Below are 22,704 nucleotides of genomic sequence, written 5' to 3' on the forward strand. Positions count from 1 at the left end.
TTTCTTCGAATACCAGCCGCCTTCAGCCTAAGAACAATAAAATGGGCCATCTTAAATCAAACATCTTATTATCTGATAATTGGGCAAATAAAAAAGGATTGTCGAGTTGCAAATACAGTTTGCAACTCGACAATCCTAGTAATAAAATTCATTACCTTAGACTCAAAGCTTTGCGGCCTATTCTTTCAAATAGTGTGCCAAGATATTCCAATGTTACTATTCTATAAAAAAAATGATAATTTATCTACTATTTTTTTATTTTACATAATAATTCTCAAAAAACTTTTAATAAGCCACCATATTCTTACTTCTAAACTTTAAAATGACAATGTTCATTCGTAGTCTAAAGTTATGCTACATGTACATTATTACTCTATCTCTTTTACATTAATTCAAACACCCTTAAATATTTTTTCCATATATATATATTATAGTACAAACAATCTTATATAAAAAAGGAGCCATATAATGAAACAAAATTGAAGCACAAGGAGAGTTTGTTTGTTCTTCCTCTGAACTCCACTCTTTATTATCCCCCTTCTTGAAACTGGTAGCCCCTCTCTCTTTATAGAAGAAGCTCCTTATATAAAAGCTGTTGAATTTTTTAATAGCGGCAATATCCCTGAAAGTTTCAAGCGCTCTAGTTCCTATGTATATAAACCTATACCCTTTAAAGGAATTCAAATTATGTAATATTTTCTTTCTCATGCACCAAATAAAGACGCGAGTATTTGGCATCAATCACTCGTAGGTGCTGTTGAAAATATTTCACCGAATGAAACAGCTTATTTTCATCGTAAAGCAATTATTGCACAAGAATATATCACTTCTTGGAAACATGACGATGAAGAAAATAAAAATATACGCTAGGTTAAGGATTTAAGAGAAAGCTTAGATTCTTATACACTAGGTGACTATGTAAACTGGCCCGATATCGACATAAAAAATTGGTAAACAAGTTATTATGGTTCTAACTTCCCTAGGCTACGTAAGGTGAAGACAGATTATGATCCATGCAATGTTTTTCATTTCCAACAAAGTATTCCACCATTTCATACGTAAAAAAGGAAGAACAAAATACTGTTCTTCCTTTTCACATTGAAAATCGTTCAATTGTTTGTTTCAAGTCTGCTACTTGCTTCTCTAAATCCTTTAATAATTGATCGATCGCTATCATATTTTTAGATTGTTGCAACGTTACACGTGCTACTTCTTGTGAACCAGCTGACGTTTCTTCAGCAATTGCTGCTACAGCCTTCGTCTGTGCACCTGTTTGATGAATGTGACTCACTTGTTCATTCATATAGCTACTAATTTGCTTCGTTGCATCCGCTACTTCCATAACACTTGATGACATTTCTTTTAAAATTAATTCGGTAGCTTCCCCACGTTTCGCCTCTTCCTTAGCTATTTTCACTTGTTCTGTCATTTTCGTTGCAACTTGTTGCACTTCCTCTTGCATATTCCGTAATAACTGCGATATATTTCTTGCAGAATGGTCACTTTCATCTGCAAGTTTACGTACTTCTTCAGCTACAACAGCAAAGCCTCGTCCATGCTCTCCAGCACGAGCAGCCTCAATAGAAGCATTAAGTGCTAATAAATTCGTTTGGCTAGCAATCTCACTCACAACAGATACAATGTGTTCTACTTGTTTCATTCTTTCCTCTAACTTCTGTACATTTTGCATTGAATCTTCATTTTCTTTCGCCAATGTTTGAATACCTTGAATTAAAGACGTAAAGACACGAGTACTATGCCCTAAAGCTTGAACCATTTCTGAAGACAACTCATCAGACTGTTTCGCTTTCTCTTCTACTTCACTTGCAATAGAAGTTGTTGTATCAACAGCGGAAACAATCGCTTGAATTGATGCCGCTGATTGCTCAGCGCCAGAAGAAATCTCTGCAAGAGTTTCAGAAACACCTTGTGCTTGTTTCGTTGCTTCGCCTGTTTGTTTTCTAATTTGCTGTACTTGATTGTTTGTATACGAAAATGTTGTATCAATATTTTTTACCATGCCCCTTAAGTTCCCAAGCATCATATTAAATGCAACACTTAAAGATTTAATTTCATCATCAGTCTTCGGTAACGGAACATCTTCACGAATGTCTCCTTCAGCCGCTTTTCTCGCCGCCTCCTCTAACTTTCGAAGCGGTTTAATTAAAAATACGGCTGCTCCATATGCTAAAATTCCAGACCATACTACTCCTAATAGCATAACGATAATATTATATGCAGTTTGACTTACATAACTTTGAAAATAATCATATATCACATAAATAAAAAATATACTTGTTGAATATGTAATTAAAGCTAAAACTGTAGTGAATAGCATAAGTTGTGTACGTAAGCCAAAGGAAAATGCCTTCCTTTCTTTTTCCATCTCTTCTTTCCCCCTTTTTATAAGTAATATAAGTACCACCTATATATTATTATCCATATTTTCTTTATAGAAAGATATACAGATTTTTATTTTTTATTTACATATTAATTACATTACTTTTTCTGTATATAATATGTAAATAATGTATAATTTTATTTGGATGCCCATTATATATTCAACTAAATAATTTAAGGTTAGGTGATTCTATGTTAAAAATTATATATCGGTTAAACGTTATAAACAGATTAATATTGTTAGTAGCAGTACCCATTATTTCCATATTAATTATTAGCGTTGTAAATTATATGAATTTACAACAAATGCACAAACAACTTCAAACAGTATATGTCGATCGGCTACAACCTATTAAATGGCTTGGATCTATTGAGAGCAGCCTGTACCAAGAATTTAGTTATGTAAAGGAACTCATTATTACGGAAGACGAGAATCGACGTACTACAATTTTAAATAAATTAAATGATACAAATAAAGAAACCGAAAAATTACAGGCTCAATACGAAAATACATATATAACAGGCGAAGAAAAAAAACTCCTTAGCCAATATAAAGAAAAACTAGAAAACTATAAAAAACATCGTGCTCAAATGCTAGATTTCATTAAAGAGAATAAGCTGAATCAAGCATATTCATTCTACCTAACTACAGTTGAACCTAATTTATCAGCTACAGTAGGCGCTTTAAAAAATCTTAGTGATTATAACGAAAAGTTAGCTGAAGGTCTGTATAACGACAGCGAACACTCTTATAAACAAGTGATAAGCATAACCATTATTTTATTCATTGCATGTTTAGTTCTTTGCATTCTTATCTCCTTATTTACTGCTAAATCAATTATCAATCCAATCAATTCATTACGGAACATAATGAATACAGCTGGAAAAGGGGATTTAACCATTGCCGTACCAAAACAATATCATCATGAATTTGGTCATATGTTTAATAGTTTTGATCAAATGATATCAAACTTACGACAAATTATTAACAATGTGATTCAAACAAGTGTAAAAGTGAAAAGCTCTACAAATCATATTGTTGAAACAGCAACCGTTTCCTCTTCCACTATGGATAACATCACAAATACAATGAAACAGTTGTCTCACCATATTAATGATCAGTCTGCAAATATTAAAGATAGTTCTACAGCAATGAATGAAATAGCAAATGGCGTACAAAGCATAGCCGAATCTTCTACAACGATTTCAAACTTAGCTATTTCTACTTCTGATAAGGCAAATGTAGGAACAGAAATCATTGAAAATTCCATTTCTCAAATGACAACTATTCATACTGTCATGGATGAAATATATAAAGTGGTAGATCAATTAGTTATTCGTACGCAAGATATCGATAAAGCATTACAAACTATTACCTACATTTCTGAACAAACAAATCTATTATCTTTAAACGCTGCAATTGAATCTGCTCGCGCCGGTGAACATGGAAAGGGATTTGCTGTTGTATCTGAAGAGGTGCGTAAACTTGCTGAACAATCAAAACAAGCAGCTACAGATATTACAAAACTTAATTTACTTGTACAAAATGATACAAAAGATGTAGTCAACGTTATGGGGAAAGGACAACAAGAAATTCAAGAAGGCATTCATGCTGTTCAAAATGCAAAATTAGCATTCCATAATATTGTAAATCATATTAATGAAGTTACAAATCAAATACAAGATATAACAGCAAGTGCAGAAGAAATGTCAGCAAGCTCAGAAGAAATAAATAGTGCCCTTATTAATATCTCTTCAATTTCACAAAATATAGTTTCGGAGACTAATCATACATCCCAATCTTCACAAGCTCAGTCAGTATCAATACAGGACATTACACATATGTCTCTTCAAATGCAAAAACTTGTTGACGAATTAGAAAAGTCTGCAACTCAATTTAAAATTAAAAACTTGTAAGTATATGAAAGACCACCTAATTTAGTTGGTCTTTCTATTTTAATTACACATTCAGATTTACTTATATAATAGCTGTCCTCTAAAAAAAATAAAGGATTCTGACAATTTGTGACTAATAACAGAAATAAGGGGCAACATTTGTAAAATATATTTTTGACTGGGGGTTTTGTATGATTCAGGTTCGAAATCTAGTAAAATCATTTGGCTCACTTGACGTTTTAAAAGGAATTGATTTAGAAGTACAAGAAAAAGAAGTTGTCGTTTTAATTGGTGCCAGTGGTTCCGGTAAAAGTACATTACTTCGCTGTCTTAACTTTTTAGAAATGTACGATGAAGGTGAAATTCACTTACAAGGTGAACGAATTGATCCAAAGCATTCAAATTTAAACAAAGTCCGCGAAAATGTCGGTATGGTTTTTCAGCACTTTAACCTCTTTCCTCATATGACCTCACTAGAAAACATCATAGAAGCACCTATTCATGTAAAAAAATTAGAAGCAGCAAATGCAAAAGAAATCGGAAATCAGCTTCTGCAAAAAGTCGGCCTACAAGATAAAGCAGATGTAACGCCCCACCTCCTATCAGGTGGTCAAAAACAGCGTATTGCTATTGCACGAGCTCTTGCTATGAATCCTAAAATTATGCTATTTGATGAACCTACCTCAGCTTTAGACCCTGAACTTGTTGGAGAAGTATTGCAAGTTATGAAAGAACTTGCTGAAGAAGGAATGACCATGGTTATTGTTACTCATGAAATGAATTTCGCAAGAGATGTAGCTGATCGCGTCATTTTTATGGATGATGGAAAAATTGTAGAAGATGCTCCGCCAGCACAATTCTTTTCAGCTCCATCACATGAACGAGCGAAACAATTTTTACGTAACGTTTTATAATATAACTTCTGTTTCAAACGAAAAGAAATACATTCATACGGTGCACAACTAATCATCTAAATAAAATATTTCAATAACATACTTAAAACCATCCGTATGATCAATATATAGGAGGGGTTTTATGAAAAGAAAACTATTAACCATTGTTGCGAGTATTACATTATGCACATCCTTTATACTAGGAGCCTGTAGTAAGGAAAGTGCTACTACTTCTTCAAATGGTGAAAAAGAATTTCGTTATGCGATGAGTGGCTTATATAAACCTTTTAACTATAAAGAAAATGACGGGAAACTTGTCGGTTTTGATGTAGAACTAGGTGAAGCACTTGCGAAAAAAATGAATATGAAACCAACCCCTATTACAAATCCATGGGAAACGCTAATCCAAGGTCTCAAAGCGAAAAAGTATGATGTAATACTGGGCAGTATGGCAATTACAGAAGAACGCTTAAAAGCTGTTAATTTCTCAAATCCTTATTATCGTTCTGGTGCCCAAATTTTTGTAGCTAAAAAGAATACATCTATCTCTTCTCCAGAAGATTTAAAGGGTAAGAAAATTGGTGTTGTAAAAGCTAGTACCTTTAAAGACCTCGTTGCAAAATATACAGATCAAATTACAGAATACGATAGCGATATTACTGCACTTATGGACTTAGAGCCTGGACGTATCGACGCAGTAATTACAGATCAAATGGTTGGTTTACGCATGATTAAAGAAGGTAAATCAAATATAAAAGAAGCTGGAAAACCACTAAACCTTGATGAAATGGGAATTGCTATTCGTAAAGATGATAAAGAAATGGTCGAGAAAGTAAATAAAGCTTTAGATGAAATTATTAAAGATGGTACGTATGAAAAGATCAGTAAAAAATGGTTTGGGCGTAATATTCTTGGTGAAGAGGAAAAAACGAAGTAATTTAGCCCTTCAAAGTTTCCATAAATCATGCCCCACTTTGTGTGGGGCATTTCATTCTCTACTAAAATCTATATAATATGAGGTGAAACGCATGTTTGAAATTTTTCTCTCTACCTATCCCACACTCTTAAAAGCTACTATTGTGACATTACAATTAACACTAACATCCCTATTACTCGGTTCACTAATTGGATTACTATTCGCTTTCTTTCGAATCTCTAACAATAAAGTTTTAAATAGTATTGCTCACGTATACATCGCCATTATTCGTGGTACACCTTTAATTGTTCAAATCGCCATTCTCTATTTTGGGATTACATCTGTTGTTGTTTTTACTCCTTTTTGGGCAGGAGCCATTGCTTTAGCAATTCATAACGGTGCATATATTACTGAAATTTTCCGAGGCTCTATCCAATCTGTCGATCGTGGGCAAATGGAAGCTGCTCGCTCTCTAGGTATGCCGTATTCTTTAGCAATGCGCCGTATTGTATTACCACAAGCATTTCGTCAATCTATTCCTCCTTTAGGAAATCAATTTATTATTGGATTAAAAGATTCTTCACTTGTTGCTTACGTAGGATTGTCCGAATTATGGGGGTCAGGTTTATCAATCGCTGCAGGGAACTTCCAACAATTAGATACATATATAATCGTTGGTTTATATTATCTTGTTCTTGTTCTTCTATTCACGTACCTTGTTAACCTTTTAGAAAAACGACTACAACGAAAAGAAACAAATTCAGTTCAAGTTAGTGCAAAGAAGAAAAAAGAAGTCTCTTTATAAGAAAAAGCAAGCCAGAGATGGCTTGCTTTTTCACTGCAACATATATCAATTTTTACTGATTTACTTTTTTAATACTCTCTTCTTCCTCTATATGTTCCTCACGATATGAAATATTATGAGGATCTAGCCCATTTCCTAAAGAACCATAGAAATGCTCTCTATGTGGATCCACTAATTCACTTCCTTGATAATACACACGTGGTGTATTCCATAGCGCTGCCAAAGCTTTTGTCATCGGCATCTCATGATAGCGTTCCGGCCACATTTCTTTAATTTTCTCTTTTACTAACGGGTAGTATTTAGAGCTCATAGCAGGGAACAAATGATGTTCTGTATGATATGAGAAATTGAAATGTAAAACGTCTACCCAACGCGGCACTGTTACTGATAAACAGTTTGCTAACGGATCATTTACTGGAACAATTGGATTTAAGCGGTGATTTGTTGCGATATATGCCATTACAATAAAGTTAGCAATTAACAATGGAATCACATATGCAAATAACCATTTCCCAGGTCCCATAATAAACAATAAACTAATCCAAACAGTCCAAGGCAAAAGAAGTTGAAGCCATACAGACTTTTGATTGGATGACTTAAACTCTTTTATAAAATGAAAGAACATTCGAGTCGAATGCAATGTAAATTGAATTGTTAATGACAGAAAACTAAAGAATGAACGTACATGAAGAGGCATGCGATATACCCAACTCAAAAATTTACTCTTTTTAAGCTTCTCAAGTGTCGGCCATGCATCTGGATCATTCTCTTCATGTTGTGTATGAACGTGATGCGTTGCATTATGCCACTTTCTCCAAAGTTTAGGACCTGTTGATAGCGGCATAAATGCAATCGCGCCTAAGAAATCACGAAGCCATGCCTTTCTTACAACAGTTCCATGTAGAATTTCATGCCCTAAAAACCCAAGTGAAGCAAAACATAATCCAAGAACAATCGCAATTCCTAGATTCGCCCACACATTCAATTCAAATACACCAATCGATATTAATCCCGCCAATGCCACAAGCAAATAAGCCAGTCCGCCAAATAAACGAGTAGGAACTGGTTTAAATGCTTTTTTCGGCAAATGTGGTGATACACGTGCTGCATACCACCCAAACGTATGAAGCTCCTTCATCCTTTTGCCCCTTTCTTATGCCGCGCCTTGCGCAACTTACATATATCAATTCTTGCTTCCAGATTGATTTTACTAGGTGATTAAAAAAGCATCTAGTATAAGGAAAATATACTCACTCTATCGTCACTTATTTTTCGCTTTTATTATCAATGAAAAACATTTCTCTTTTTACTCTCTATCAACCTTTCCACATGATGAATCATATCAATAGAATTTCTACATTGTCAATAACTTTTATGACCTAGTAATAAAAGTTGGTTATATTTTTATAATTATACTTTATTTCAATAAAGAAAAAACACATATCTTATAAGGTTTCATCCATTATACATATACGTACCTTGACATGCTATAGACTCTATCTTATTCAAGAACTATCGGTGTAAACAACAAATACACTCACTTAAATTTAAGCTTTACACAACTCCTACCTCTTCATACCAACAAAACCTAATAATTATATTGAAATAATTTTATCTTTCTTTTAAATAAAAATAGCCTTCCTCTAAAACAGCACACATGAATTTCATCTCATATGGAAATATTAAAAGGAAAATTGTTCTAAATCAGGAGGTTTCCTTAATGACAAGCGATACATTTCCACAATTCCCATCATCTTATTGGATTGAATCTACTCAACTCCCTGCTTTTCCCCCTTTATCTGAAAATATAAAGACAAAAGTCGCTATTATAGGTGCTGGTATTACAGGTATTACTACTGCCTATTTACTTGCAAAAGAAGGCATCGATGTTGTATTAATTGATTCTGGTCTTATTTTAAACGGGACGACTGGACATACAACAGCGAAGATAACAGCGCAACATGATCTTATTTATGATGAATTAATAAACCATTTCGGTATGGAAAAGGCCGGGCTTTACTATGAATCAAATAATCATGCTCTACAATTTATTAATGAAACTGTGCAAACATATAAAATCGACTGTAATTTCTCAAATGAAGATTCATATTTATATACAACCACTGATAAGGGATTAAGAAATTTATCGAAAGAATATGAAGCTTATCAAAAATTAAATATACCTTGTGACTATGTTCAATCTCTATCGATTCCAATTCCAGTACAATCTGCACTTGTCATGAAAAATCAAGCCCAGTTTCATCCCCTTCTTTATTTGAAAACGCTTTTAGAAAAATTTGTGGAGATGGGTGGAAAAGTTTATGAACAAACGACTGCTATGGATGTAGAAAAAGGAGATTCTCCACAAGTCATTACAAAGGGCGGACATCGCATTACTTGTGAATATGTTGTCTCTTGTTCACACTTTCCTTTTTATGATGCGAATAGCTTTTTCTTTACGCGAATGTACGCAGAACGCTCTTATGCTCTTGCTATTAAAACAAAAACAGATTATCCAGGTGGCATGTATTTAAGTATTGATGACCCAAAACGCTCCTTACGCTACACAACAAGCAATGGGGAAAAATTAATTTTAATTGGCGGAGAAAGTCATAAAACAGGCCAAGGAATAAACACGATGCTTCATTATGAAGCACTGTATTCTTTTGCAGAAGCAACGTTTGGGGTAGATGAGGTTCCTTATAGATGGTCAGCACAAGATTTAATCACGCTAGATAAGGTCCCTTATATCGGACATATTAACGAGAGCAATCCAAATATATTTGTTGCAACTGGATATCGTAAATGGGGGATGACAACTGGAACTGCTGCCGCTCATTTACTGAAGGATTCCATTCTAAAAATAGACAGTCCATATAAAGAACTATATGCACCTTCACGCTTTCATGCAAATCCAGATATAAAAACGTTCTTCTCCCAAAACATTGATGTTGCGAAACATTTAATTGAGGGAAAGATTGAAACTGCATTACGTAAGCCAGAAGATCTCGAAGTTGGTGAAGGATCTGTCGTACATGTTAACGGGAAACGAGCAGGTGCTTATAAGGACAAAGATGGAAAATTACATATTGTCGATACAACTTGTACACATCTCGGCTGCGAAGTTGAATGGAATAATGGTGATTGTACTTGGGACTGCCCTTGCCACGGTTCCCGTTTTTCAATTGAAGGAGATGTTATTGAAGGTCCGGCAGATCAACCGTTAAAACGAGTTGATAATGAGTAAATAAATAAAACTTTTTCATATAAATTCCGACACAAGAAGGGAAATATTAACATCAAATGAAATAATATATTCATCTACAAATCAAAAGGGGTGAACATTATGCAACCTTCAGCTCCACCTCATCCAGAATCTACAAAAACTATTTTTTCGAACTCTATTACAAAGCTTGTTGTTTTTATTTGTTGGCTAGCCATTCTAGCTGACGGCTATGATTTAGGTATTTACGGGGCCGTTCTGCCTAAGCTACTGGAAGACAACAGCTGGGCACTATCACCAGCTCATGCTGGTACAATTGCAAGCTATGCTTTGTTTGGAATGTTTATTGGCGCTATTCTAGTTGGAACTATTACAGATCTAATTGGACGAAAATGGACACTTATATGCTGTTTAACACTTTTTTCTATTACAATGGGCCTAGCTGCACTTGCTCCTTCTCCTGAATTATTTGGACTATGGCGATTTATCGGAGGAATTGGACTAGGCGGTGTCATTCCAACAGCTTCCACACTTACTGTTGAATATTCACCAAAAAAGCGACAATCTTTTATTTATGCTCTTATGTTTACTGGCTATCCTTTAGGTATCGTGTTAGGCGCTATTTTGTCCATGTTTATGTTAGAAGACTTCGGATGGAGAACTATGTTTGGTATCGGAATGATTCCACTACTCCTCATTCCTTTCATTATTCGTTATTTACCTGAATCCATTCAATTTTTGTTATCACGTAACCGCCAAGAAGAAGTGGATAAAATTCTTAATCGTTTTCAAATTGAATTCCATGCAAAAGAGAAAACTCATCAACCCCCATCTAATATACGAAAGAAAAATGGATTTCTTACTTTATTCTCAAAAGAATACATAAAAGCAACGCTGCTTTTTTGGATCACTTATATAATGGGGATGTTTTTAATATACGGTTTAAATACTTGGTTACCTCAGATGATGCGACAGGCAGGATATCCTCTTGGATCTAGTTTATCATTTCTACTTATGCTAAATATTACCGCCGCTATCGGTGCATTATTTGCTGGAGCAATCGCGGATCGTATAGGAGCTAAAATTGTTATTAGCATCTCCTATCTTATGGCAGCTATATGTATTGGACTATTAACAATTAAACCATCTGTTACAATCATTTATCTTTTAATTGGTCTTGCTGGAATTGGATCAGTCGGTATTACTCAAATATTAAATGCATATGTAACACAATACTTCCCATCACATATCCGAGCTACTTCCTTAGGCTGGGGACTTGGACTTGGACGAGTTGGTGCGATTGCTGGTCCTATTCTTGTCGGTATTATTATGACAATGCAATATGACTTAGCATGGAATTTCTATTTATTCTCATTCGCAGGTCTTCTCGCGGCTATATCAGTTTTCCTTATTCCTGCAAAGTAAAAAAGGGCACAAATTTATTCGTGCTCTTTTTTGTATACTTCGAATAACATATCTCGAAACAATGTATTTAAACTCTCAATATCTATCCCTGATCCCTTTTCGATTCCTTTTACATATTGCTGATAGTAATGAATTTGTTCTTCTAAAAATTGATTCAACACATCAATTTTTAATCCAACATCTAATTCAGTACCTGCCTTTTTCTTTATTAACAACTGTTCAATTTCATCTAATACGCTACGCTCCAATGATAATTCTGTAATTAATCGATCGAATTCTACAGGAGGCAAAGTTGTTTTCTCCTCTAGCCACTTACAAGCCAAAATAGGACGCAATACATAAAAGTACTTTTTTAATTTTACATTCTCACCTTGCAAAAATTCACGATAATTTTTTGAAGCCATATGTAAGTAATGATATATCGTTGCTTTCGGATCGAAGTTCTTTTCACTCATTTGCTGAAGCTGTTCTGGAAAATTAGAGTTTTTCGAATAAAAAATGGGTGATCGAATCCATTCGAGTAAAGCTGGGTTTGACTTTGCAAATAGTTGTAACGCTTTTTTAATATCCCATCCGCTTATATCTAAATCATCACTAATCGGATACTCAATTACATCTCGTTTATCATGAATGGATAAATACCATTCTACCGGGTGCATATAAACGAATCTAACATCATAATCACTATCTTTTGATGGAAACCCCCATGCACGACTCCCTGACTCCACAGCAAATAAAATTTTCACATCATTTTCTTTCTCAATTCGTTCTAACTCCAACTTAATTTTCTCTCTCATTTCATACCCTCTCCATTTTTTGATTATTTCCTTGGAAATTCGACAAATATATTACTAAGTTTACTACATACTAAAATAGCTGTCAGAAAATTTCCGACAGCCTGTCAAAATTCGTTATTTTTTACTTGTTCTTTTCAGTTACACTAACCGCAATTCGTTCAAACTCTTTTTGAATCTCCTCTTTGTATGCATCTACTTTTGAAAAGTCCATAGCAGCAATATAAATTCGTTCTAATTTATCACGAACTGATTTCGCTTTCGCTAAAAAAGACATCGCCTCATTCATTTTTGCTTTATATTGAATAGAGACGTCACGAATTTCCTCCGCATACTTCTCATCCGTCCCTGGTTTTACAATAAGGGCATACATATCTATAATTTCATCACCTTCGCGGCTCGGAAAATATTCATGTGGTGCGGTGCTATCGAAAATCGCAAACCCTAATTCTCTTACGATCACCATATCAAGACTATTTGGATCAAACCCACAATGATATACTTCAACTTCAAATCCTTTTTCTTCTGCTGCCTTAGCTAATTTTTTGAGCATTGTTGATTTCCCAGAACCTGGGCGTCCTTTTATAAAATAACGATGTGGTAATCCTTCTGTTAAATTAGGAACAAAATCAACTGCTCCTTTCGGTGTAGCTGCTCCTAAAAACCGATGTTTCACAAGCGATTGTTTCCCAACTTTATCTGTAAATAATTTCTGAATAAGCTGCTCGGTTAGTTCGTTCGCTTTATTAAAATCAATATTACTAATATATATTTTCTCCCACTCATCATGTATAACTAATGCCTCGTTAAAACGAGCGTAAGCAGCTTGAAAAGCTTTGCTTGCTTCTGAAACAAATCGTTCAATTTCCACTTTCTGCTTTCTTAACTTATCTGAATCCCAAGCAATTCCTAAATTAATATACTCCTCGACAACTCCTGGCATTTTTGGCTCAATAACATGCGGTGATGTTCCATCAACAATTCCTACTTTTAACTTCGGGATAATGACACCATCAACCGATTTATTATCAGAAGAACAGTGTAAAAATTCAATATCATATCCCTTTTCAACCCATTCACGACCTATTACCTTAATTAAAGAAGATTTTCCCGTTCCAGGTCCACCCTTTAAAATAAATAATCTGTTTAGTCCTTTTAAATTCTCTTCATATAAATTATGAAATCCTCTAGCTGTATTTCCACCAGCATAATAATTCAATACATTCCCTGTCACTGCACTCACTCCTTCGCAGCATTCTATTTACATAAGCTACAATATGCGAGCAACTTTATTTGGGTGAATACCTATTTTGTGTTGCACAGAAAAAGGAAATGAATTACAATTTTATTATCACGAAAATTCCGAACTTTAAATTGAATATACCTTTATCAAGAGAGGCAGAGGGACCGGCCCTTTGAAGCCCAGCAACCTCAGTTTATACAAACTGAATAGGTGCTAATTCCTGCAAAATGCATTGCATTTTGAAAGATAAAACGTAACTATTGTGTGCAAAACTCATCTTTCTTGATTATGAAAGGTGAGTTTTTTATATTTCAAAATATATACTTGGAGGTATTTAAAGTGAAAGTAATTGACCTATCCCAAACATTTGAAAAAAATATGTCTCAATTTCCTGGAACACCAAAAATCAATTTAGAAGCCATTACAAGCGTTGAAGAAACAGGTTATCAAGTTACAGATTTTCATTCTGTCGTTCATGTTGGTACACATTGTGATGCTCCTGCTCATTTCATTTCAGGCGCAACGACTATTGATCAATTGCCCCTAGACCAATTTGTAGGTGAAGCTGTTCTTATCGACGTAACTCATGTACAAGAACGAAAACTACCTAAAGAAGTATTACACAATGCTGACATAAAAGAAGGTGATATTGTCATTTTCCATTCCAACCTATCTAATAAATGGAATACAGAAGCGTATGAACAAGAAGCCTTTTATCTTTCCGAAGAATTAGCTGAAGAATTAGTTCAATTAAAAGTAAAATCTGTCGGTTTAGATTTCATTTCTCCTGACGAGGTAACGACAGAAACATCGCCAATTCATCACATACTACTTGGGAATAATATTTATTTAATCGAAAACTTAACAAACTTAGATGCCATTAATGCGAAACGTTTCTTTTTCTCAGCGGCACCTTTAAAAATTAAAAATAGCGACGGTGCTTTCGCAAGAGCATTCGCTGTAATTTTTTAAACAAACTATACAAAAAAGCAAAGATCATCATTGACCTTTGCTTCTATTTCTTTTATTTAAACTAAGAAAGAATTGCTCAACGCGAGGACGTAACCAAGCTAAATAATCTTTCTCTTTCTTCTTTGTACAAGCTATTTCTTCCCCATCGACCATTCCGACAAGCTCTAGCTCTAACAGTTGCCTCGTAAATGCTAACATATTTATTTCTTCTTCCGGATACTCTTCTTTTAATTTCTCCTCAATTTCCCCTAATAAAAAACCGTCACGCATCATTGCCAATGCATCAATCCAAAGTGGCGGCATTTCATATTTTTCTCCTGTAATTGTATCTTTTACAATATAATTCTTTTGCTCTTTTCGAAATTGAATCGCGTGTAAGCATACAGTCGAATTTAATGTTAATTCCATCATACCACCTCTTTCATAATATCTGCATAGAAAAAAGGATGCGCGTGCACCCCTTCTTTTTCTAACACTACCGAACCGTTACATGAATAACAAATCTCATGTCGATATTTTCCTCCATTATAAACGAAGTATTTTATAAAAAAAACCCTTCTTGAAACATTTTATAAAATGTTTATATTTACGCAACAAGAACACTTTTCTGAAAAATATTTTCTTATAGCACATTATACTATCATTAAAAAAATTCCCACTTTCGTTCCTATTTCCACGCTACTTTGAATCACAACACTTCCTTGATACTCCTCAATAACTTTATATGTAATCACTAATCTAAGTCCCGTACCATTCTGCTTTGTTGTGTAAAAAACTTTACCGATTTTGTCTAACTTCTCGTTCTCCATCCCAAAATGGAAATACATAAATATCCTTCCGTTTTTCCGTATACACGGATATGAATGTCTCCCCCTTCTCGCATCGATTCTATCCCATTTTTAATAACACTTGTTTTAATTGTTTATCATCACCGTTTATAGGTGATACATTCTCATCTATTTTCCAGTGAAACTTCACTCTATATTGCGCTGCATAACTTTCCATTAACTGCACAACATATAAAAGGATTTCTCCTATTTTACATCATTCATAATTTGTTGGCTTTGGTTCCCCTAACAAATCCGTTAATTTTTTTAATACTTTTAAAGCTTCTCTTTCCCCATAAATTAAGCTTTTAAATTTTTTCATATAAAATACTCCTCATGATCAATACAAAAACTCTACATATTATCTCATTAAGTTATAAGGATAAAATTACTTTCGTAGCAATATGTAACCTTATAACGCGAAAAAGAAGGGGATTTCCCCTTCCTTTTCGTCACAACTTATATCCATCTTACCCGATCATGTAGCAAGCCATCCGTAAAATCATTTTCCCCCACTACAAAATTCTTCATATATAAATTCAAATATTCTCCGTACTTACTTTCTGTATTTAATAATAATTCCTCTACATAATAGGCACCTTGTTTAAATTCATCGAACAGTAAACTACACAAGCCGGCATAAATTCCGCATCCTACTTGGAAGTAAGTCGCATTCGTTTTATATTTATGAAAAACTTGGCTGCTATTCATCACGTTATACATATATGTCTCGCTATTTTCATAAACGAGTAATACACCGACTAGATCCTCGCCCGCAATCTCTTCTTCGGCTGGATTAAATACTTTACGATTCCAATTCCATAGATCTTCTACCTTATCTAAATTCTGTCTAATTATATTTGTTGTATACTCGTTAATTCGGTAAAGAAACCCTACTTCCATGTTAAAGTTTTTCCCTAAAATTAAAACTTCCTCATGCGGCATCAAACAACCATAAAACTCTTTCTCTCCCAACTTTACTTTATACTCTGAAGCATATACATCTTCATAAAAGTAAAGAGGACGATGATGACTCATATACATCGGATAACTCCATATCGCTTCATCTAGAAATCGCTCTACTGCCCATGAAGCATACAGTGTATGAGGCTTTATAAGTGCTGTATCATTCAAAAATGACGTATCATGTTCTACTATATAGCATGCTCTTGGCTTTTCATTCGGGCGTTCCTTCATAAGTTCAACAACCATCCATTGAACGACACCTGGATTCATACCTGAGCCTATAATTGCTTTTGTATTTGTAAATTTATCTTTTTCCTTCTCAAATCTCGTATATCTTTCCGTAAGCTGAAAGCCGATTAAACTATCGTCCTGATCTACTGCCTCGTTTTCCAAAGCTGAATTAATATAACAAATTCCAAGTTCATTACAACAGCTTAATACTCTGATCGTATCTGCCCCTGAAACATCAATCACAACGCTCGTACTACTTTCTTTTAAATGTTTTTTAAATGTCACTACATCTTGGAGATCTATTTCGGATAAAAACAATTGATCTTCCAAATTTGGAAACAACTCGTCATAATACGTCCTATTTTTTTGTTTTATATCAACCAAATAAAATGTAACATTCTTTATCACTTCATAAATCGGGTCTTTTTCATTTACTATCGCTTGATTTAAAATCGCTAAAACTGCTTTTGCTGCTCCACCAGCACTACCAAGTAATGTAATCGATAACGAATTTGGAAACTGCTCCACCAACAAAACCCCTTTAATATATTAGTTAAGCAGTTCTCCCTCAAAAAAATAAATTGAATACATCAAAAGATAGCTCGTACATATTTTTTATAATTTAGTACAAAATTTCCTCTTCAACAGTCATACTAACATATTTATATTCAATTCATTTTTCCCCTCATATTCAGATCAAGCTAAACAAATAGGCTCGACCTTTTCTTCTGCATATAAAAGAAAAAGCCAGCCCTTTCAATTAACTTACGGACAATGGACAGATTTTACATGTTGAATATTTACATACATTTTCGCATCACGCGCTTTTAATATTTCAATATGCCCCTCATCAATCTTCGCCATCTTTCCGATTTTATTATATTCCTCACCTAAATCGAACACCATAATTTTTCCAGACATTTTAATAAGTTGTTCTTCAAACGTTCGAGCTAACGTAATATTTAAGGGATTCACGGGGAGTTCATTTTTATTGAGGGCGTAAGGCACTTGATTTTCTTTATACGGAATTAACCATTTCAAGTGTTTTAAAGATATATATACAGTTTTATAAACTGGACTATAAAAAACAATATAATCGTTCATTACACTTGTAACATACCCATGTATTGGAGCATTTCCTGCTACATAAATTTCCGTAAAAATCCCTTTGGAAGTACTTAATACTTTCCTCAAAGAAATTGAAGGTGACTCTCTCTTAATTACAGAATCCACATCTGGTTTTGAGATTTCTTCATCATGTGGTCGTAAAAATTTATAATATTGTACATGGTATAAAGATATATATACGTAGTCTTGTCCATTGTAAAGAACAACGATATCATTTCCTACGTCTATTAATACACCTTTAAACCTTTTTTCACCAATTAATTTAACATATATATTTTCTCCAATACTTTTGTTTAACTCATTCATCTATATCCTCCTTCCTATGAATTTCTTCTTTCCTGTCTTTCATTTCTAAAAAAATAATCAGGGCAAAGTTCTGTTTTAATAGTAAGTAATTCCTTTTCATACTATTGAAATAAGAAATTGTTCTTCTCTTTCCCTCATAATGCCCCTCTTATTTATTAAACATTATTCATCTTCATTCTTTTTACATTTAACTACTTGACTCACACTCTTAATATGAGACTTAACTACATAAATCACTTCATCGCAGTTTACTAGTGTAATGCAGCCATGGTGTACCTCACTTAACAAACCTTCCACACATTCTGGACCACCACGATTAATTTTTACCCACTTATACTTCAAGTCTTTTAATATATCTAGAAAAGTATCCTCATCAGAGCAGAAACATGAACTATAGCAATCGCCACATTTACTTTCTTTCACTTTCTTAACTAGGCTCTTCACATGCTTCAAGTGATAATATACTAATTCACCATGTGGTAATTGTAACGTTAAATAATCTTTGCCTAACGATACAAGCTCACCAACTCGACTTTCTGGTCCGCGAAGGTTTACTTTGACAGTCTCACCAACTAAACATTTAATTTGGTCACAACATAATACATTCTCCAATTTCGTATCCCCCTTTCTTATTATCTTCCTCTACTTGATTGTCTTTGTGCACGAGCACGACCTGAATTATTGCTACTTTCCTTACTATCGTCGCTCTCATCGCTCTCTCCACAAGCTAAAGCATTATAGTTAACACTTTTAATATGCTTTATTGCAATTAATATAATTTCTTCTTTTACGATTAATGTTACGAAGTCACAAGAAACATCTTGTAAAATGCCTTCCACTTTCTCTGGACCACCGCGATTAATTTTCACCCAGCAATATTTGAAACTTTCAAGCAGTGCTTCAAAGTCTTCTGCACAGGTGCAATCTTCCCACTCGCAATCACTTGATCCACATTCTTTCGCATTTTTTGTGATACTCTTTAGATGTTTAAGTTGATAGTAATAAAGCTCACCTTTTTCATTCTGCAATACGAAGTAGTCCGGACATACTGATATTATTGTTCCTTTTTGAGATTCTGGACCACCCCTGTTTACTCTCACAAAAGATCCAATTAAGTCTTTCAAAAAATCACAATGAAATAAACTCACGAGAAAACCCCTTCCATTAATTTATAAGCTTTTGCACTGATAGTATATGTATCTGTACAGGTTACGTTCTCTATGTTTGTCCTAGCTAGAAAAAAATATGCTTTTAACATGGTAGACTACTACCTATCAAAATTTGAGGAAAGGCTAAGAACTCCTTATGCTTTTAATATCTTTAAACAAAAAATCCCTTATGAAGATACATTTCTGCATATCTTCATAAGGGATTTCCCATAGTTTAATCTTCGTCTTTAACATCCATATCTTCTGGAATTGGTTCGTTCAATATTTCTTCCACTAATTGCTTATATTTCTCCATTTGTTCTAAATGTGTATTGAATTGTTCTTTATTTAATAAATATTGCTCTCCATCAAATAGTGCACGAATTTTCTTTTGCTGAATTAACTCTTCAATATACGACTTTGGTAAATTCAAATACTCCGCAGCTTCTTCTACTGTTATATACAACTCGTTCATTCCTTTATTATTTTTTCCTATATACTGTATCTTACTTTATTTTTGTAAACAAATAAAAAAGATTTTGTAAATGCAACCTAAAAAGCAGGTAGATGCATTCCATATATTGTATAATAGTATATAGTAAGAATTTTTTAAATATAGAATGGTATTACCCATTTACACAAAGGAGAGTTAACATATGGCTACTCGTCACATCATTACAATGTTAGAAAAAACATTACAAATTGAAACAGAAAACACAATTTCTCATTTAACTGCATCTTTATCTGATCGTATTCTTTCTCAAAGCGTAGCAATACAGGAAAACAATTGTTACCATACAATTGGAGAATGGTACAAAAATCATTTCTTATTCCAACAAGATGATTTCCTTTGGGCTAAATACGTTTTCTATGACGCATATTGTGAGGAAATAAAAAAACAAGGTCATCTTACAAAACGTGTTCGCCAAATATTAGAATCATTAGCTCGAATGCATGGAAAACAGTACATTGCTTCTATATTAAACATGCCATTTCCTAACGAACGAGCTAAAGGAACAGCATAATGTAATACAGTTCTGCGTCAGCAAAACATAGATTCATTATTTTCTAGGAAGATTCACAAATAAAATGTTCATGTCACATGAACTGATGAAACCGGTGTCATTATAATGATTGAAAATATAGTAAACAGGAAAACCCCCATTTACCTCTCTCGTCATTCGAATAGAGAAGTAAATGGGGGTATACTTGTTCCTTTACTATTTCATCATCTGCTTAATCAATTCTCGATTTCTCTTCTTAAATACCTCATTATGCGAAGAAACCATTCCATACTCACTTGCATCTGGCTGAATAAATTGTTTCGCTTTATTCACAGCATTTCCAGCATCTTGGAATGCTCCCGCAATTAAGTGTAATTTTCCTTCATGCTTTAAAATATCCCCAGCAGCATATAATCCGTCTACTGAAGACTCACTATTTGCATTCCCTGCAATATAAAAATTATCTATAATCGCAACGTCTAACTCACTATTTTCTAATAATGTAATGTCACGTTCATATCCATGATTAATAATAACTTCATCAATAGGTAAATGAGAAACTTCACCTGTCTCATGATTCGTTAATTCTACATATTCAATCGCTTCATGACTATCACCAGCAATTAATTTTGTAATCGATGTATGAAAGAAACACTCAGCTGAGCTGTTCAGCAGTTGCTTCACTTGTGCTTCATGACCAGATAATTCTTCTTTTCTATATGTTACATATACTTTTTTCGCGATTGGTTCTAATTCATTTGCCCAATCAACGGCCGAATTTCCTCCGCCGGAAATAATGATCGTTTTATCTTTGAAACGCATTAAAGACTTCACTGTATAATTTAAATTCGATACTTCAAATCGCTCAGCACCTTCAATTGATAACTTTTGTGGTTTCAATATACCACTTCCAGTTGCCACAATAACTGTTTTTGAAAAGTGTTCTTTTCCATCGTTTGCTTTTAACGTAAAAGTGCCATCTTTATTACGAATAATCGATTCTACTTTTGTATTTAATACAACTTCCGGCTGAAATGTTAACCCTTGTTGTACAAGTTGCTCAATTAATTTATCACCTGTAACTGGTAATAGTCCACCTACATCCCAAATCATCTTCTCTGGATAAACATGTATTTTTCCACCTAGCTGTGGTTGAAATTCTATTATTTTCGTTTTCATTTCTCTGAGTCCACTATAAAAAGCTGAATAAAGCCCTGCAGGTCCTCCGCCTATCACAGTTACATCAAACAATTCTTCTCGATTCATTCGTGCTCACTCCTCAGCTACTAATCATTGATTATCATTCTCAATAAAATATAACCTGTTTCCGCAAAATTTACAATTAAAATTACTATTGACAATACAACTAGATAAAATTATATTATTTAATGAATCAATAGTGATAATCATTATCAACTTGTTAATAATTAGAAAATTTGAGATTACATCTTCTTTTATTAGTATGGTTAATACTATATTGTGACATCTCACATTCAAAATTTTTAATAAACATTTTGTATTACCACTACTCTTTCAAAAAGATTGCAGTTAAACAAATTATCGTATACACATATCATCTATTTAAAGGAGACAGACGATGAAAAAGTTATTTATTTCACTAACAGTTCTTTTCGTCCTTGTTATGAGCGCTTGTAGCAATGGCTCTACAGACAAAAAGAATGATGCAAAAGGTAGTAAATCAGAAACCATTACATACCAATCTGAAAATGGTAAAGTAGAAGTTCCTGCAAATCCAAAACGCGTTGTTGTTTTATCATCATTCGCTGGTAACGTAATGTCATTAGGTGTAAACCTTGTTGGGGTAGATTCATGGTCTAAACAAAACCCACGTTTTGATAGCAAACTTAAAGACGTTGCTGAAGTATCAGATGAAAATGTTGAAAAAATCGCTGAACTTAATCCAGATTTAATCATCGGTTTATCAAATATTAAAAATGTTGATAAGTTAAAGAAAATCGCTCCTACTGTAACATACACTTACGGAAAAGTTGATTACTTAACACAGCATTTAGAAATTGGTAAGTTATTAAACAAAGAAAAAGAAGCAAAAACTTGGGTTGATGACTTCAAGAAACGTGCACAAGAAGCTGGTAAAGAAATTAAAGCAAAAATCGGTGAAGATGCTACAGTTTCTGTTGTAGAAAACTTCAACAAACAGCTTTATGTATACGGCGAGAACTGGGGCCGCGGAACAGAAATTCTGTACCAAGAAATGAAATTAAAAATGCCTGAAAAAGTAAAAGAAAAAGCATTAAAAGAAGGTTACTACGCATTATCTACTGAGGTATTACCTGAGTTTGCTGGTGATTACTTAATCGTAAGTAAAAACAAAGATACTGATAACTCATTCCAAGAGACAGAATCATATAAAAACATCCCAGCAGTAAAAAATAATCGCGTATACGAAGCAAACATGATGGAATTCTATTTCAATGATCCACTTACATTAGATTTCCAACTAGACTTCTTCAAGAAGAGCTTTCTTGGTAAATAATACAAACATGAG

Annotated in this window: 19 protein-coding genes, 4 pseudogenes and 2 riboswitches; of the genes and pseudogenes, 10 read left to right on the plus strand and 13 right to left on the minus strand. The window is 33.8% G+C overall.

The window, feature by feature from the left end; genetic code table 11:
* Positions 1 to 117: 117 nt before the first annotated feature.
* Positions 118 to 209, minus strand: a riboswitch (cyclic di-GMP riboswitch).
* 263 nt (positions 210 to 472) lie between these two features.
* Positions 473 to 1,062 (plus strand): annotated as a pseudogene (locus RCJ96_RS21495) (BBE domain-containing protein); the annotation flags it as partial.
* Between the two features lie 31 nt (positions 1,063 to 1,093).
* On the opposite strand, the pseudogene RCJ96_RS21500 reads toward RCJ96_RS21495, so the two are convergent.
* Positions 1,094 to 1,675 (minus strand): annotated as a pseudogene (locus RCJ96_RS21500) (methyl-accepting chemotaxis protein); the annotation flags it as partial.
* Between the two features lie 360 nt (positions 1,676 to 2,035).
* Positions 2,036 to 2,386 (minus strand): annotated as a pseudogene (locus RCJ96_RS21505) (HAMP domain-containing protein); the annotation flags it as partial.
* 206 nt (positions 2,387 to 2,592) lie between these two features.
* On the opposite strand from RCJ96_RS21505, the gene RCJ96_RS21510 reads away from it, so the two are divergent.
* The 4 genes from RCJ96_RS21510 to RCJ96_RS21525 all read left to right on the plus strand — a co-directional run bounded on the left by RCJ96_RS21510 (position 2,593) and on the right by RCJ96_RS21525 (position 6,910).
* On the plus strand, positions 2,593 to 4,317 hold the full coding sequence (locus RCJ96_RS21510) for a methyl-accepting chemotaxis protein (RefSeq protein WP_416504463.1): 1,725 nt from the start codon (positions 2,593 to 2,595) through the stop codon (positions 4,315 to 4,317).
* A gap of 170 nt (positions 4,318 to 4,487) precedes the next feature.
* On the plus strand, positions 4,488 to 5,210 hold the full coding sequence (locus tag RCJ96_RS21515) for an amino acid ABC transporter ATP-binding protein (RefSeq protein WP_000616944.1): 723 nt from the start codon (positions 4,488 to 4,490) through the stop codon (positions 5,208 to 5,210).
* Positions 5,211 to 5,331: 121 nt separating this feature from the next.
* Entirely contained in the window at positions 5,332 to 6,126 is a 795-nt protein-coding gene (locus RCJ96_RS21520; RefSeq protein WP_000823738.1) for an ABC transporter substrate-binding protein, read from the plus strand.
* A gap of 91 nt (positions 6,127 to 6,217) precedes the next feature.
* The gene (locus RCJ96_RS21525; RefSeq protein WP_416504462.1) at positions 6,218 to 6,910 is read left to right on the plus strand and encodes an amino acid ABC transporter permease; all 693 of its coding nucleotides are present in this window, start codon (positions 6,218 to 6,220) and stop codon (positions 6,908 to 6,910) included.
* Positions 6,911 to 6,962: 52 nt separating this feature from the next.
* Here RCJ96_RS21525 and RCJ96_RS21530 read toward each other — a convergent pair whose 3' ends face one another.
* Positions 6,963 to 8,048, minus strand: a complete 1,086-nt coding sequence (locus tag RCJ96_RS21530; RefSeq protein ID WP_000661225.1) for a fatty acid desaturase family protein — start codon at positions 8,046 to 8,048, stop codon at positions 6,963 to 6,965.
* A gap of 582 nt (positions 8,049 to 8,630) precedes the next feature.
* On the opposite strand from RCJ96_RS21530, the gene RCJ96_RS21535 reads away from it, so the two are divergent.
* Both RCJ96_RS21535 and RCJ96_RS21540 read left to right on the plus strand, forming a co-directional pair.
* Positions 8,631 to 10,157 (plus strand): FAD-dependent oxidoreductase, encoded by a 1,527-nt coding sequence (locus RCJ96_RS21535; RefSeq protein ID WP_074606199.1) that lies wholly within the window; start codon positions 8,631 to 8,633, stop codon positions 10,155 to 10,157.
* A gap of 99 nt (positions 10,158 to 10,256) precedes the next feature.
* Entirely contained in the window at positions 10,257 to 11,558 is a 1,302-nt protein-coding gene (locus tag RCJ96_RS21540; RefSeq protein WP_270795297.1) for an MFS transporter, read from the plus strand.
* A gap of 14 nt (positions 11,559 to 11,572) precedes the next feature.
* Here RCJ96_RS21540 and RCJ96_RS21545 read toward each other — a convergent pair whose 3' ends face one another.
* Together RCJ96_RS21545 and RCJ96_RS21550 are read right to left on the minus strand one after the other, a co-directional pair.
* Complete coding sequence (locus RCJ96_RS21545; protein WP_074606197.1) at positions 11,573 to 12,355, minus strand: nucleotidyltransferase domain-containing protein; 783 nt, start codon at positions 12,353 to 12,355, stop codon at positions 11,573 to 11,575.
* 121 nt (positions 12,356 to 12,476) lie between these two features.
* On the minus strand, positions 12,477 to 13,586 hold the full coding sequence (locus tag RCJ96_RS21550; RefSeq protein ID WP_270795298.1) for a PRK06851 family protein: 1,110 nt from the start codon (positions 13,584 to 13,586) through the stop codon (positions 12,477 to 12,479).
* Between the two features lie 149 nt (positions 13,587 to 13,735).
* Positions 13,736 to 13,848: riboswitch (SAM riboswitch) on the plus strand.
* 86 nt (positions 13,849 to 13,934) lie between these two features.
* Here RCJ96_RS21550 and RCJ96_RS21555 point away from each other — a divergent pair.
* Entirely contained in the window at positions 13,935 to 14,567 is a 633-nt protein-coding gene (locus tag RCJ96_RS21555) for a cyclase family protein (RefSeq protein WP_000862957.1), read from the plus strand.
* 27 nt (positions 14,568 to 14,594) lie between these two features.
* On the opposite strand, the gene RCJ96_RS21560 is transcribed toward RCJ96_RS21555, so the two are convergent.
* The 7 genes and pseudogenes from RCJ96_RS21560 to RCJ96_RS21590 form a co-directional block, all read right to left on the minus strand.
* Entirely contained in the window at positions 14,595 to 14,975 is a 381-nt protein-coding gene (locus tag RCJ96_RS21560; RefSeq protein ID WP_000424100.1) for a hypothetical protein, read from the minus strand.
* A 224-nt stretch (positions 14,976 to 15,199) separates the two neighbouring features.
* Positions 15,200 to 15,647, minus strand: a pseudogene (locus RCJ96_RS21565) (ATP-binding protein); the annotation flags it as partial.
* A gap of 206 nt (positions 15,648 to 15,853) precedes the next feature.
* Positions 15,854 to 17,119: an S-adenosylmethionine decarboxylase related protein gene (locus RCJ96_RS21570; protein ID WP_416504461.1), complete on the minus strand. Its 1,266-nt coding sequence runs from the start codon at positions 17,117 to 17,119 to the stop codon at positions 15,854 to 15,856.
* A gap of 237 nt (positions 17,120 to 17,356) precedes the next feature.
* Positions 17,357 to 18,025: a hypothetical protein gene (locus RCJ96_RS21575; protein WP_001004273.1), complete on the minus strand. Its 669-nt coding sequence runs from the start codon at positions 18,023 to 18,025 to the stop codon at positions 17,357 to 17,359.
* Positions 18,026 to 18,187: 162 nt separating this feature from the next.
* Positions 18,188 to 18,637 (minus strand): spore coat protein, encoded by a 450-nt coding sequence (locus tag RCJ96_RS21580; protein ID WP_000432501.1) that lies wholly within the window; start codon positions 18,635 to 18,637, stop codon positions 18,188 to 18,190.
* A 20-nt stretch (positions 18,638 to 18,657) separates the two neighbouring features.
* Entirely contained in the window at positions 18,658 to 19,173 is a 516-nt protein-coding gene (locus tag RCJ96_RS21585) for a spore coat protein (protein ID WP_416504460.1), read from the minus strand.
* 235 nt (positions 19,174 to 19,408) lie between these two features.
* Positions 19,409 to 19,648, minus strand: coding sequence for a helix-turn-helix domain-containing protein (locus tag RCJ96_RS21590; RefSeq protein ID WP_001004507.1), 240 nt, complete (start codon positions 19,646 to 19,648; stop codon positions 19,409 to 19,411).
* Positions 19,649 to 19,829: 181 nt separating this feature from the next.
* On the opposite strand from RCJ96_RS21590, the gene RCJ96_RS21595 reads away from it, so the two are divergent.
* Entirely contained in the window at positions 19,830 to 20,198 is a 369-nt protein-coding gene (locus RCJ96_RS21595) for a hypothetical protein (protein WP_000235473.1), read from the plus strand.
* Between the two features lie 195 nt (positions 20,199 to 20,393).
* Here the strand turns inward: RCJ96_RS21595 and RCJ96_RS21600 are convergent, their stop codons facing one another.
* Positions 20,394 to 21,443, minus strand: coding sequence for an NAD(P)/FAD-dependent oxidoreductase (locus tag RCJ96_RS21600; protein WP_074606191.1), 1,050 nt, complete (start codon positions 21,441 to 21,443; stop codon positions 20,394 to 20,396).
* 331 nt (positions 21,444 to 21,774) lie between these two features.
* Here RCJ96_RS21600 and RCJ96_RS21605 point away from each other — a divergent pair, with 331 nt between their 5' ends.
* Complete coding sequence (locus RCJ96_RS21605) at positions 21,775 to 22,692, plus strand: iron-hydroxamate ABC transporter substrate-binding protein (protein WP_000732578.1); 918 nt, start codon at positions 21,775 to 21,777, stop codon at positions 22,690 to 22,692.
* The last annotated feature ends 12 nt before the right edge of the window (positions 22,693 to 22,704 follow it).

The sequence above is a fragment of the Bacillus sp. BSL6 genome (genome assembly GCF_052928345.1).

Excerpts from the sequence above, each read along its gene's own strand:
- RCJ96_RS21595 (WP_000235473.1), top strand. The coding sequence starts at position 19,830 with ATGGCTACTCGTCACATCATTACAATGTTAGAAAAAACATTACAAATT.
- RCJ96_RS21545 (WP_074606197.1), bottom strand. The coding sequence starts at position 12,355 with ATGAGAGAGAAAATTAAGTTGGAGTTAGAACGAATTGAGAAAGAAAAT.
- RCJ96_RS21535 (WP_074606199.1), top strand. The coding sequence starts at position 8,631 with ATGACAAGCGATACATTTCCACAATTCCCATCATCTTATTGGATTGAA.
- RCJ96_RS21525 (WP_416504462.1), top strand. The coding sequence starts at position 6,218 with ATGTTTGAAATTTTTCTCTCTACCTATCCCACACTCTTAAAAGCTACT.
- RCJ96_RS21575 (WP_001004273.1), bottom strand. The coding sequence starts at position 18,025 with ATGAATGAGTTAAACAAAAGTATTGGAGAAAATATATATGTTAAATTA.
- RCJ96_RS21515 (WP_000616944.1), top strand. The coding sequence starts at position 4,488 with ATGATTCAGGTTCGAAATCTAGTAAAATCATTTGGCTCACTTGACGTT.
- RCJ96_RS21560 (WP_000424100.1), bottom strand. The coding sequence starts at position 14,975 with ATGGAATTAACATTAAATTCGACTGTATGCTTACACGCGATTCAATTT.
- RCJ96_RS21510 (WP_416504463.1), top strand. The coding sequence starts at position 2,593 with ATGTTAAAAATTATATATCGGTTAAACGTTATAAACAGATTAATATTG.
- RCJ96_RS21520 (WP_000823738.1), top strand. The coding sequence starts at position 5,332 with ATGAAAAGAAAACTATTAACCATTGTTGCGAGTATTACATTATGCACA.
- RCJ96_RS21590 (WP_001004507.1), bottom strand. The coding sequence starts at position 19,648 with ATGAACGAGTTGTATATAACAGTAGAAGAAGCTGCGGAGTATTTGAAT.
- RCJ96_RS21605 (WP_000732578.1), top strand. The coding sequence starts at position 21,775 with ATGAAAAAGTTATTTATTTCACTAACAGTTCTTTTCGTCCTTGTTATG.
- RCJ96_RS21540 (WP_270795297.1), top strand. The coding sequence starts at position 10,257 with ATGCAACCTTCAGCTCCACCTCATCCAGAATCTACAAAAACTATTTTT.
- RCJ96_RS21600 (WP_074606191.1), bottom strand. The coding sequence starts at position 21,443 with ATGAATCGAGAAGAATTGTTTGATGTAACTGTGATAGGCGGAGGACCT.
- RCJ96_RS21530 (WP_000661225.1), bottom strand. The coding sequence starts at position 8,048 with ATGAAGGAGCTTCATACGTTTGGGTGGTATGCAGCACGTGTATCACCA.